Below are 11,968 nucleotides of genomic sequence, written 5' to 3' on the forward strand. Positions count from 1 at the left end.
CCTACGAACCGTAGGCGCCCCGCTTCGGCGCGGGCGTCGGCCCGGCGGAGTCCGCGACGCGCGCCGAGCGGACATGAGTCCTCAGCCATGCCGGGGCAGCTCTGCCTGATCCCATTTTGCCCGGAGTGCCGAGGGCGCTGCGGTGAAGCGTTCGAGTACGGCGATGCTGGTGGGGGAGTGGAGGAGGGAGTAGCGGCTGTGCAGGGCGATGTGGCTGCGGGGTCCGAACCGTGCGTACCTGCGCCATCCGTTCTCGATGGGACTCGGTGAACGCCTCCAGCTGCCCGGCGTAACCGACCCGTCCCACGACGCTCATTGTGCCGAGCACCGCGGTGAGGCCTTCCTCCAACGCCCTTGGGCTCGAGGTCCGAGGCATCGTTGAACGAGAGGTAAGTGCGACGTCACGGCGACCTTCGCAGGCTCCACGTCCACCCTGCCGACGAGGTGATGGGCTCCTGCGGCGTCCCCGTCCGAGTCGGGCGCCGGCGGGCAGCGTGGTCGTTGGTGAATCCGGCGTGGTTCTTGATCTCCAGCCGGCTATAGCTCTGCGAAAAATCCCGCAGGACTTGGTGAAGTGGCAGCCCAGGCAGCCCAGGCAGGCGACAAGGTGCCGGTGGCGCATTCCTCGGGAGTACTCGGCAAGGCGGTCACTCATGTCTGATCCGTACGGCAACCCGGCCTCCCTGCGGCCCACCCACCACATCCCGGAGGAACCGCCCTGAGGAACCGCCCCAGCGGCAGCGGTGGGTGTAGTCCATTCCGCCGTCAGCCCTGACGTTCCTTTGCCGCCTGCGGTGGCCGATGGGCCGCTGCGAAAGCGTTGCGGACAGCAAGGCGGCCGGCCTGCCGGAACGCCCGCGGGTGAGAGTCGACCGGGTGGAAGCGCATGCGCCGCAGGACTACCGCCGCAGCTGGAGACAACCCGGCCCCTGGCCACGTGAGTTCGTCGCGAACACCCGCCTCGACAGCGGCCCGGCACTCGGCCTGCCGCTCCGGATCGTCGTCGCCGTCCACAGCCAGATCAACGGCCACCTCGAAGACGACGCCTGCCTCCCACGGCTCGAAGTCCATGGTGACCTCCGCAAAGTCGGAGGGACAGCTGGCCTGCCGCGCGTAGACGGCTCGAACACCCCGAATCGGGTGAGGCGGGAACGTTGCAGTGTCAGATTCCACGGGGTCACGATAGCCAGTGAGGTGGGTGCGGGAAGCGGCGCCGGCGCAGCAGCCGCCCTGGCCGCCGTGATCACCCTTACGGCCGCGCGGCAGCCCTGGTGATCTGGCTCCGTAGCCGAGTGCCGTCCTTATAGGGCAATCGGCCGGTACTTCGAGGCCTGGTTGACCACTTGTTCGGCAGACAACTCCTGCTCCGGCGGCCAGAAGACCAGGTCGCTGACGTAACCGGACGGGCAGGCCAGAGCTCTGTCGAGCCTGTCCGGCCAGGAGTTCACCTCGTCTTCGGCTGGGCCGAGTCGCACATCAGCGGGCGCTTCGGATGGAGACGCGCCGTCGCCGACGACTCGGATTTGCCGCGCCGCCGGTGTACCAGGAGCAGCGGCCGACACCGCTCGGCTGACCTGAGTGTGATCCTTGCCGCCTGCCACAGGTTGCAAGATCACATCTCGGGCCGAAAGAACGCGCGTCAAGGGAACCTGATCCGAGTTGCCGACGTCGAATTTCGGAACACGAAGGCCTCACCATGGGCACGATCTCATTCCCGTGCTGGCGATGGCGAGGCCACTCGGCAAAGAGGAGGCACTCCTCTTCTTTGCAGTTTCTACTGATTGCAGTTTCTACTGAGGGGGACACGCATGAGCTGGACCGGGCGATCCGCTGGTTTGCTAGTGGCGGCGGCCGTGGTGATGTCAGGAGCCGCGTGCACGGCCGACAGCGGTGGCGGTGGGCACTCCTGCGCCAATCGGTACACCTACCAGGACAGATCATATGGAGACGTGGCGAACGTGGAATTCACACTCGGGAAGAAGCTCGGCGTCGCCACCAAACCACCCTGCGAAGACACCGGCGGCCAGGACAAGAACGAGGAGCCGGTTATGAAGGAGACTGCCTACGAAGTGGACGGCATCTCTCCCAAGGTCGCCATCGCCATTGGGGACACACCGAAGACAGCCACGTTCTTCGCCGTTTACTCCGGCTCAAAGCTCCCGCCCGAGGTGCAGAAACTGATCGACGGCTCCTGATCTGAGACGCGGGGTTCGGTGTGGTTCCAGAGCTGACGCCACACCGAACACCGCGCACCGGGCTGGGCAGCCACGTAACGGCCTTTCCCAGCCACGCAGTTCAGGCTGGCACGTCCAGCACGCTCACAGCCGCTACAGCGGGCGTTCAGCCAGCAACGGGGCCGGGGCCGCATGAAGGTACCGAGGGGCAAGGCCGTATGCTGCAGCGGGCGAGCAGGCGCCGCTCATGCGTCGTATCCGCCCGTTGCAGCCGGGTGGGCCCATTTCGTATCAGGTACCCGACGGACGACCTGGAGGTTGACCGGTGATCACTCTGACCGCAGTCGGAGGAGTGGCCCTGATCGAACTCGGCATGGCGCTGACTCCGGGACCCAACATGATCCACCTTGCCTCCCGCGCGATTACCCAAGGCCGTAGGGCGGGCCTGATCAGCCTCACCGGGACCGCCGTGGGATTCGTGTGCTATCTGCTGGCCGCGGCCGCGGGCCTGTCTGCGTTGTTCGCCGCCGTACCGGTGGCATTCACGGTTCTCAAGCTTGCCGGGGCTGCCTACCTGGCTTACCTCGCCTGGGGCATGCTCAAGCCCGGCGGCCGCTCGCCCTTCGCCCCGGCTCAAGACCTGCCTCCGGTCTCCGACGCGCGCCTGTTCTCGATGGGGCTGCTGACCAACCTGCTCAATCCCAAGATCGCCCTTCTGTATGCGGCCCTACTGCCCCAGTTCCTGGACCCGCAGGCGGGTCCGGCCTGGGGACAACTGCTCCAGCTCGGTGCTGTGCAGATCGTCGTCGGGATCTCCGTGAACGCTCTCGTCGTGCTGGGCGCAGCACGGGTGTCAGGGTTTCTGGCCGCCCGGCCCCGCGTCATGACCACCCAACGGTTCACGGCAGGCGGCCTGCTCGCTGTCTTCGCGCTGCGCACCGCGCTGTCCCGCACCGCTGTCTCCACCTGAGCCCAGGCCCGCGTCACTGGCGCCAGTCGTAAGCGGACCAGGACCTCGGGGAACGCGGGTGCGTCGCCTGCCTGGCCGGGCGTGACGACGAACGCGAGCGGGCGGCAGCGTCTGTCCGCGGCGAGAAGGCTCATCGGCCGCACGGCGCGATCGAGCGGGTCACGCACTTGGAGGCTACGCGACCCTGGCCCGGGCAGGCGGTTGCCCGGGGCGCTGGACCCGCGCCGGTTCCGGCAGCGCGGGCCAGTAGTGGTCGGTGAACAGGCGGGCGACCAGTGCGCCCCGGCTCGAGACGTCGGCCTTGGTGAAGATCCCTTTGAGGTGGTCGCGGACCGTGTGCGGCGAGATGAACAGGGCCGTGGCGATCTCAACGGTGGTCAGCCCGCGCGCGGTGAGCTGGGTGATCTGGAGTTCCCGCGAGGTCAGCCCGTACGCCTCGGCGACCAGCACAGCCAGGTCGGCAGGTGTCGCAGGCTCGATGACGAGGGCAACCGGGCCGGGCCTGCCGCCAGGTCCGGTGAGGCCCGAGGCGTGGCAGGTCAGCCAGTGGCCTTCGGTGGTGCGGATGCGCACGCGGGCGCCGCCGTGGTCCCGGCCGTCGGCGACGGCGCGCGCCTGGAGCGCCGTGCCGAGTACCCAGATCGGCAGCGTCAGCCCCAGTGATGTGGGGAACGACGGCCCCATCGGCAGGCGCGCGAGGTGGTGCCGTGCCTCATCGTTGGCTGAGATGGCTTCGCCCGATCCGTCGAAGAGGATCAGGCCGGGCGCCGGGGAGCCCGTGCCGCGCGCGGACGCGGACGGCCGGGCGAACGTCCGCAGCAGCCCGGCCAGCGGCCGGGACAAGTCGGCGAGCAGTGCGGTGTCCTGCGGGCGGAAAGCGCCGGTGGTACGGAACAGACTCACCAGGCCCCACGGCCGGTCACCGATCCGGAGCACGGCGCGCAGCTCGTCGTGTACTCCCTGGTCCAAGAGCAGGCGCCTGAACCGGGCGCTGCGGGCGGGCAGATCACCGGTGGCCGCGCGCAACCCGGCCGCCGGCACCGAGGCGCGGGCGAGGTCGCGGAACGGCAGGACGTTCTCCTCCAGCAGTTCGCTTTTCCAGTAGGCGGCGCAGCCCTCCCCGGAGCCGAGGTTCTCCACCAGCATCGGTGCGGTGATCATGCCGGTCTCCGGGTCGGCGGCGGTCCACACGGCCGAGTGAAACGGCACCAGCCGCCGCAGCCGGGCCGAGACGCGGCTGAACAATTCCAAGGCGTCGGCGGCCTGTTCGGCGGCAGCGAGCACCGGTCGGCGTCGATCGGTCATGCGTGTCCCCTCAACTGATCGGCCTGCCGGTCGCCTGCTCGGCCCCCGCACCTTCCGGTCCCCAGCCTGCTCTGCCACCCACACGGCACGGAACCCCTCGTTTGAGGGGGGTGTTCCCCACGGATCCCCTGGGAGCGAGGGATGGGACGCCCCGGCGGGGACGGGCAGGGTCTGTGGCACACGACCACCGGAGAGGAAGATCATGGACATCGCGATCGTCGGGGGAGGCCCGGCAGCCGTCGGCCTGTTGGACGCGCTTGCCGCCACAGAGGGCAACGCCGCAGTGGGCGGAACCGGCACCATAACGGTCTTCGAGCCCTCGCCGCACCTGTGGCGGGGACGACCGTACGGCCCGGACCTGGACGCGGTGCTGGTCAACACACCACCCGCCCTCATGTCGGTCCGGGCCGGCGACTTCGGCCACTTCGCAGCCTGGCTGGGAGAACGCGGCGCCGACCACATCGACCCGCTCCTCGGTCAACCGCTGGTCCCGCGGGCGCTCTACGGCGAGTATCTGGTCCACTCCGCGGAGAAGGCCGTGGCAGCTCTCGGCGAGCAGGGTTGGCTCCTGCGCGTCGTGGCCGCGCGGGTGACGGACGCCGTCGCCCGGTCCGGCACACACCTGGTCCTGCGTACGGACGACGGGCAGGAGTACGAGGCCGGCCGGGTGGCGCTGTGTGTGGGAGGGGGGACACCCCCGGATCTGTACGGACTTGCCGGCAGCCCAGGCTTCACGGCCGATCCCTATCCGCTCGCCACCACGCTCGACCGCATGTCCACCGGCGAGGATGTGGCCATCATCGGCAGCGGCCTGACCGCCGTCGACGTCGTCGTGGCGCTCGCCGCGCACCGGTATCCGGGACGGATCACGCTCCTGTCGCGCAGCGGGGTGCTCCCGTACGTCTGGCAGCGCCCGGCCGGCCTGCGCCCGACACATGTGACCGTCGAGCGGGTGGCCGGGCTGCACCGCGCCCAGGGACATCTCGCGCTCGACGACCTCGTCGGCCTGCTGCGCACCGAACTGGCCGAAGCCGGAGAGGACTTCGACGAACTCGCGGCCCAGTTCCGCAGCACCCGGACCGACAACCCGGTCCAGCGCCTCCGGCAGCAGATCACTGAGGTCGACGACCCCCGGATCGGCCGCCGCGTGGTGCAGGAGACGGCACACACCGTCGGCCCCTACGCCTGGCGCCTGTTGCGCGAACCCGATCGTGCCTGGCTGCGGCGCCATCTCCGCACTGTCACGAGCGTCGCCTCACCCATGGTCCCGGTGAACGGCGCCGTCCTGATGCGGCTCCTGGACTCCGGTCAGCTCACCGTCTCATCCGGCCTCGATGCGATCGAGCCGGTGAACGGGCGGTTCCGGGTACGGGATGCCGACGGCCGAAGCACCGCCCATACCGTGATCAACGCCGTGAACCCGCACGCGCAAGCGGTTCCGGGCGCGGCCTCGCACCTGGTCCGATCGCTGACGGGGGCCGGTCTGGCCGCCCTCCACCCGTCCGGCGGGGTGGTCCCCGCCGACCCGCGTGTGCACGTGGTCGGCGGCGTGGCCGGCGGCGGCTCGTTCATCACGTCGAGCATCGCGGGCGTCGCCGCGCAGGCGTTTCGCACTGCCGTGGCGCTTCGGACACCCTGACCGAAGCTCGATGAACGGGTGTTGGCGGCACACTGAGAGGACGGCTACGCCTACGGTCGAAGGGCGCCGGTGATATCGAGGGGGTCGGCGATCAGGCGGCGGTAGGCGCCTTCGGTACACGACGGCCTACCCAACAGCGCAACAGGCAGCAACTACCCCAGCACTGCCGGCTGTTCATCTGAGAGATCACCTCGTCCCACATCGAGATCAGCACGGCATGGGTGAGTCACCACCCGCGTGGAAGGCATGGCAGGATCGCGGTCATGTCCCTCAGCGTTCCCCGCCTCCGGATCGGCTCGACCGAGATCATCGCCCTCGCCGACGGCGAGGGCCCGTTCTTCTCCCCGCGCGCCGAGGCCTTCCCCGAGGCCACGGCCGCACAGTGGGCCGAGGTCGACCGCTTCGACCCGGGCGCGGTCGACGCCGAGGGCCGCTGGCGGCTCCAGTTCCGCGCGTACGCGATCCGCGGCGACAAGGGCCTCACCGTCGTGGACGCCGGGATCGGTCCGGCCGACAGCCCGGCCGGCTCTTGGGCGCCCGTGCCCGGTGCGCTCCCCGAGGCGCTGGCCGCCGCCGGCATCGACCCGGCCGAAGTCGACACCGTGGTGCTCACACATCTGCACACCGACCACGTCGGGTGGGCGGTCGTGACCGAGGCGGCCGTCCCATCAGCGGGCGGCGCGGTGGACGGCAACGCTTCGACCGGCGGCACGACCGGCGGCCGGCGCCCCTATTTCCCGAACGCCGAATACCTGCTCCAGCGGGCCGAGTTCGACGCCATCGACACGCTCAATCCGCAGCTCCGGGAGACCCTCACCGACCCGCTCGCGGCCGCCGGTCGGCTCCGGCTCCTCGACGGGGACACGCCGCTGCGCGCCGGGCGCGCGGTCGCCACGCCCGGTCACACGCCCGGACACCAGAGCGTGCTGGTCGCCGACGGGCGCGAGCTGGCGCTCGTCACCGGCGACCTCCTGGTGCACGCGCTCCAGCTGCTCCACCCCGAGCTCGCCTACGCGCACGAGGCCGACCCTGAGGTGGCCAGGCACTCGAGGGAGCGCATGCTCGGCCGCGAAACCGCCATTACGCTGCACCTGGCGACGCCGCATTTGACGGAGCCGTTCCTCTCTCGGCGTGATCGCGGCGCCACTTCCTGCAGGGCGCTGCCAACAGGCTGGGTAGCGGCGCTGCAACGGTGCTGCTCCTGTGGCTGCAGAACGCGCCGCTGACTGTCCGGAGGGCAAGCAGTCAACTGCGGTTGCTCCCTCTCATGCTGATGGCCGGGCAGGTTACGGGGGCTCGTGTAGCGGCGTGCCACCGTGCCCACCAGGAGCGGGGCGACCGCAGTGACGATCCGAGTGAACGGCTTGCGCAGGGCGGAGGCGGTCCGCTTGGTCATGATGTGATCTTGAGCCAGTAGTTCCGCCGCGTGCCATTGCCACCAGACTGCTCTGCGCGCGTCTTCGCCGCCTAGCGATCCCGGGCCCGCCCGGCGTTTCCGTGTCTCTCGTGGCCAGGCCTGCCGAATGTCGACGTTGTCTTGGACAGCCCCGCTGCCGGCTAGCCGCTCGCCGTTGCCCCCGCGCGGCACTCGCGCTCCCCGAGACCGAGAGTGACGGCCGGCTCCTCGTCCTCCGGGCGGGCCGCTCGGTCCGACGGATCTTGACCGCGGTCGCCCGCCGAACAGATCCTGATGGGCCCCACGGTGCCGAGCCCTATGCGAACGGAGATGCCCTCAGCCGCAGGACCATGGTCGATATCGACTGCCGTGGACTCTCACCGCGTTCCGGACCATTTCCTCCCGGGCCCGCGGCGGTATGAACGCGGTGTCCAGGACCGGCTCATGAGGCAGACCTTGGTCTGCGTCGGTCACCGAGCCGGCCTTGCAGTACCGCGGTCCGTTCCCCCCATTACCTTTTTGGTGGTCCCGCAATGAGGCTCCCGGCCTTCGGGCCCGGCATGAAGGAAGGCGTTCGACAAGCGCCTGCCCAACACCGAGCCGAAGCTCCGGGAGTTGTTCGCGAAGTTGCAGGCCAAGCACGGAACTGTGCTTGTAGGTCGACCAGCCGGCCTCGATCGGCGCCCTGCCGCTCGCGGCCGACTGGTCGGTGATCGTCGGCTTCGACGACGACCTGACCGGCGAGGCCACCCGGGTCGCGAACCGGCTCCACGGCCTGCTCACCCAGATCCACCCGTCGCTGGAACGGGTCCTGGGCCCGCGGCTGCAGCACCCGGCCGTCCTGGCCCTGCTGGAACGGTTCGGGTCCCCGGCCCAGATACGCAAGGCCGGCCGGCGCCGTCTGATCACGCTGCTGCGGCCGAAGGCACCACACATGGCCGAGCGGCTGGTCGAGGACATCTTCACCGCGCTGGACGAACAGACCGTGGTGGTCCCCGGCACCGAGGCGGCCGCGCTGATCGTCCCGAGCCTGGCCACCTCGCTCCAGGCCGTGCTCGACCAGCGCAAACTCCTGGCCGGGCGGATCGAGAAACTGCTGGAGGCCCACCCTCTTTCCCAGGCCCTGATCTCGATGCCGGGAGTCGGCATCAGGACCGGAGCCAGGATCCTCATCGAGGTCGGGGACGGCAGCAGCTTCCCCTCCGCCGCCCACCTCGCCGTCTACGCCGGACTCGCCTCAGCAACCCGCAACTCGGGCTCCTCGATCAGTTAGTTGCGTGGGTGTCCTGGCAGCGTAAGAATGTGCGGGCATGAGCGATCTCGACCCCGTCACCCAGGCAACCCTGCGTTCGGCAGGCTGGTTTCCTGGGCGCCGTGTGGACACCAGCCTCTGGCGTGTGAGCTTCGCGGAGGCCGAGCTGGTGATGCATCCGGCCGCAGAAGAGTTCTTGGCGGAGTTCGGTGGTCTGCAGGTCGGGTCGCGGGGTGCCGGAATCACGCGTGCTCGCGAGGCGATCGACCTGGACCCCATGAACCTCTGGTGCAGTGAGGAGGACCGTTTCGCAGCCTGGAACGAGGCCAGAGGGGTCATGGTCTTCCCTGTTGGTGAGCTCGACCACGGCCATGCTCTTCTCGGAATCGACGAACACGGGGAGCTCTATTCAGTCCAGCCCTTTCGCCTGGCCACTTTCGGGCGGCTTCCGGCAGGTTTGGACGGCCTCGTTCTCGGGGTCATGCCTCACAGGGTTGCCTGACTTCGCCGTTCACCGGCTGTCCAGCGGATCCATCAGGCCGCAACGGGCAACGCTGCGGGGAAGACGACACGGTCGTCGAACAGCCGGCGGGCTTTGAGGCAGTGGTAGAGCTGGCCGAGCAGCCGGTTGAAGAGATTGCGCTGGGCGGCGGCGTGCCAGTCGGAGTGCTCGTCGCGTCGGCGCCGGTAGTGGGCTTTGCCTCCCATGGAGGCCGTCAGGGACGCGAAAGCCCATAGATATCCCGCACGGTTGAGACGGTCGTTCTTCACCCAGCGCCGGGTGATGCTCGACTTCTTCCCCGAGGCCCGGGTGATGGGTGAGGCGCCGGCATATGCCTTCAGACCACGGGCGTCGGCGAAGCGGGTGCGATCGTCTCCGATCTCGGCCAGCACACGGGCACCGAGCTGGGTGCCGAGGCCGGGAAAGCTGAGGATGATCTCCGCGTCAGGATGCTGCGGGAAGACTTCCTCCACCGCCTGGGCGAGTTCGTCCGCGGCGGTGCAGGCGGCCGTGAGCTGGCCCAGGAGAGCGAGCATTTGCCTGCCCAGCGCGTCCTCGACCAGGGGCGGCTGGTGGGCCCAGTCCTGGCGGAAGGCCTCGCAGAGCCGCTCGGCTTCGGCCTCGATGCCGCGCTTACGGCCGGCTCGTTTGAGTGCGGCCGTGATCTGCGGGCGCGTCAGGCGGGCGGCCCTGGCTGGCGTGGGGACCAGCTTGAGGAGCTCGCGGGCCTCCGGGCGGCACAGACCGTTGTCCCACTTGGCACAAGCCGCTAACGCGGCGGGGTAATACTCGCGCAGCAGGGAGCGGAGCTGGTTGGCGAGCTGCTGTCGATTCCAGACGGCGTCCTGCTGGGCCCGGCCAGGACCGCGATGGCGCGGGCCAGGTCGCTGTCGTCAGGCAGGGGCCGGTGGGCGTGCATGTCGGTGCGGAGGATGTTCGCCAGGACGAGGGCGTCGCCGGGGTCGGACTTCTTGCGGGAGAGGGCATGCCGGTCGCGGTATCGGGCGGCGGCCATCGGGTTGATGGCGAACACCGGCCGCTTCCCGGTCCGCAGCACGGCGACGAGCAGGCCGCGGCTGGTCTCGATCGCGACGGGGATCGGGTTCTCTTCGGTGTCTCCGTACTCGGCGAGCAGGTCCAGCAGGATCTTGTAGCCGGCCGCGTCGTCGGTGATGTGCCGCTTGGCCAGGAGCTGGCCGCTGTCGTCGACGAGGGCGACGTCGTGCGTCTTCTCCGCCCAGTCGATTCCGCAGTAGATCAAGATGTTCCCTCCCCAGGGGTACGGATGTGTTTGTGCTGGTCACGAGCGCATGCGGGCCACGCAGCGACCTAATTCCAGGCCTCGGCCGCCAGGGCCGGGCCGCCACCTCACTAGCCGTTCGTGGCACCAGCGCACCCCGCGGGCCCCGGTCTATGCGGGAGCTCGGACGGCTCGGGCGTATCAAGAGGTCACCGTGGGACGGGCTCGCACCACCACTCCAACGAGTGATCAAGGCGATCGGTGGTGACGGCTACGGGAAAACCGGACGTCGCCGCTCTATGTGTAGGCATCGTCTGCCCGGGGCACCCAAGGCATCCATCCAGCACTCACGAGCCGTCACCACCGCGGCGCGGCCGTCCACACGGTCTACCCAGAGGCCTCACGGGCCAGGGTCGCAGCATGCGTAACGGACCTCACCACTCGAACACTGCCGTGAAGCCAACCCGGCACCACTGCAGTCCTTACGAAGGAATTAGGGGCACCCCCCCGCAAGCCCCCCTCCAGACGAATGGTTCCCGACATCACTTTGGAGGGGCTTGATCTCGCTGCGCAACGGCTTCGACGGGTCACACGCAGGGCCCGCCCTCGCCTGATGCAGCGTCAACTTGCAGCGGCCCACTACTGACAAAGTTCCCTGCACGGACGACAAGGTCCGAGGCCCACGATGCTCCTGAGGTAAGGGCCCATGGGCGAGGCCAGAGAAGGGGGAGTCCCATGCGCGCCATTTCGCGCAGGCTGCGGGTTCTGCCCGGACCTCGATGTCCCGGCCTCATTCTGCATCAGCCGTCACGGCGTACGTGCGTCCCGCCCTCCTGCAGAATCGGTCATCGCCCGCCCCCGGGCGTCCCGTCGTAGTGACTCGGCGGGCAACGTTTCAGCAGGTCAGCGTCTGGGACGTTCCCGGGACGATGCCACTTCTGCGTCAACTGTGGCGGGACATCGCGCCGAAGCCGCAGTCTCGTCGCGGAGCCGGGAGGTGCGGCCGGTTCCGTTCATCGCGCGTCAACTGAGGGGAACAGCATGCGAGCTCTCACGAAGGCACTCGCAGTGCCACCGCCGCGGTCGGGTTCGCCGTCGGCGGCCTGGCACCGCGGGCACGGCCATAGCGGCTCCCGCGCCGGGCCAGCAGCCGGCGGTGACCGGTGAGGTCGGCACGCTCGCGGTGGTCAACCTGGGGCTGAGCACCGCCCAGGCGAAGAAGTGGCAGTGCGACCTGCGCTATTGGAACTTCAACCCCGGCACGATCGACGGGCAGCTGGTCACCAACAGCTGGGAGGCAGCGCAGAGGCTTTTCAACTATTACGGCGATACCGCACTCGCCGTCGACGGAGTCGTCGGACCCAACACGATCATCACCGGGATCGCCGGACGGAAGACCAAGGACGCGTTCGCGGCATTCGCCGGCCAGATCTGGCAGGAGTGCTGAGTCGATCCGACGCCCGCACACACGCCGCGGCCCGTCCTCTTCC

At 69.3% G+C, this 11,968-nt stretch carries 8 protein-coding genes and 2 pseudogenes; 7 read left to right on the forward strand and 3 right to left on the reverse strand.

Annotated features, from left to right (window positions below; all coding sequences use genetic code 11):
* Positions 1–765 precede the first annotated feature (765 nt).
* Positions 766–1,173: a hypothetical protein gene (locus tag ACFWFI_RS33635; protein ID WP_387397786.1), complete on the reverse strand. Its 408-nt coding sequence runs from the start codon at positions 1,171–1,173 to the stop codon at positions 766–768.
* A 635-nt stretch (positions 1,174–1,808) separates the two neighbouring features.
* Here ACFWFI_RS33635 and ACFWFI_RS33640 point away from each other — a divergent pair.
* Together ACFWFI_RS33640 and ACFWFI_RS33645 are read left to right on the forward strand one after the other, a co-directional pair.
* Positions 1,809–2,195 carry a DUF6281 family protein gene (locus ACFWFI_RS33640; protein WP_387397788.1) on the forward strand — a complete coding sequence of 129 codons (387 nt, stop codon included), beginning with the start codon at positions 1,809–1,811 and terminating at the stop codon, positions 2,193–2,195.
* Positions 2,196–2,499: 304 nt separating this feature from the next.
* A complete protein-coding gene (locus ACFWFI_RS33645) occupies positions 2,500–3,144 on the forward strand; it encodes a LysE family translocator (protein WP_387397791.1) in 645 nt (214 codons plus the stop codon).
* Positions 3,145–3,318: 174 nt separating this feature from the next.
* Here ACFWFI_RS33645 and ACFWFI_RS33650 read toward each other — a convergent pair whose 3' ends face one another.
* A complete protein-coding gene (locus tag ACFWFI_RS33650) occupies positions 3,319–4,449 on the reverse strand; it encodes a helix-turn-helix domain-containing protein (RefSeq protein ID WP_387397793.1) in 1,131 nt (376 codons plus the stop codon).
* A 202-nt stretch (positions 4,450–4,651) separates the two neighbouring features.
* Between ACFWFI_RS33650 and ACFWFI_RS33655 the strand changes: the two genes are divergently transcribed.
* The 4 genes and pseudogenes from ACFWFI_RS33655 (at position 4,652) to ACFWFI_RS33670 (ending at position 9,238) form a co-directional block, all read left to right on the forward strand.
* Positions 4,652–6,088, forward strand: coding sequence for an FAD/NAD(P)-binding protein (locus tag ACFWFI_RS33655; RefSeq protein ID WP_387397796.1), 1,437 nt, complete (start codon positions 4,652–4,654; stop codon positions 6,086–6,088).
* Between the two features lie 263 nt (positions 6,089–6,351).
* Positions 6,352–7,314: an MBL fold metallo-hydrolase gene (locus ACFWFI_RS33660; protein ID WP_387397799.1), complete on the forward strand. Its 963-nt coding sequence runs from the start codon at positions 6,352–6,354 to the stop codon at positions 7,312–7,314.
* Positions 7,315–8,048: 734 nt separating this feature from the next.
* Positions 8,049–8,751: pseudogene (locus tag ACFWFI_RS33665) on the forward strand (transposase); the annotation flags it as partial.
* A 43-nt stretch (positions 8,752–8,794) separates the two neighbouring features.
* Positions 8,795–9,238, forward strand: a complete 444-nt coding sequence (locus tag ACFWFI_RS33670; RefSeq protein WP_387397802.1) for an SUKH-3 domain-containing protein — start codon at positions 8,795–8,797, stop codon at positions 9,236–9,238.
* Between the two features lie 32 nt (positions 9,239–9,270).
* Here the strand turns inward: ACFWFI_RS33670 and ACFWFI_RS33675 are convergent.
* Positions 9,271–10,499: pseudogene (locus ACFWFI_RS33675) on the reverse strand (IS110 family transposase).
* Between the two features lie 1,135 nt (positions 10,500–11,634).
* On the opposite strand from ACFWFI_RS33675, the gene ACFWFI_RS33680 reads away from it, so the two are divergent.
* Positions 11,635–11,925: a peptidoglycan-binding domain-containing protein gene (locus ACFWFI_RS33680; protein ID WP_387397805.1), complete on the forward strand. Its 291-nt coding sequence runs from the start codon at positions 11,635–11,637 to the stop codon at positions 11,923–11,925.
* Positions 11,926–11,968: the final 43 nt, after the last annotated feature.

The sequence above is a fragment of the Streptomyces sp. NPDC060209 genome (assembly GCF_042728155.1).
Taxonomy (GTDB): domain Bacteria; phylum Actinomycetota; class Actinomycetes; order Streptomycetales; family Streptomycetaceae; genus Streptomyces.

Excerpts from the sequence above, each read along its gene's own strand:
- ACFWFI_RS33640 (WP_387397788.1), top strand. The coding sequence starts at position 1,809 with ATGAGCTGGACCGGGCGATCCGCTGGTTTGCTAGTGGCGGCGGCCGTG.
- ACFWFI_RS33650 (WP_387397793.1), bottom strand. The coding sequence starts at position 4,449 with ATGACCGATCGACGCCGACCGGTGCTCGCTGCCGCCGAACAGGCCGCC.
- ACFWFI_RS33655 (WP_387397796.1), top strand. The coding sequence starts at position 4,652 with ATGGACATCGCGATCGTCGGGGGAGGCCCGGCAGCCGTCGGCCTGTTG.
- ACFWFI_RS33660 (WP_387397799.1), top strand. The coding sequence starts at position 6,352 with ATGTCCCTCAGCGTTCCCCGCCTCCGGATCGGCTCGACCGAGATCATC.
- ACFWFI_RS33670 (WP_387397802.1), top strand. The coding sequence starts at position 8,795 with ATGAGCGATCTCGACCCCGTCACCCAGGCAACCCTGCGTTCGGCAGGC.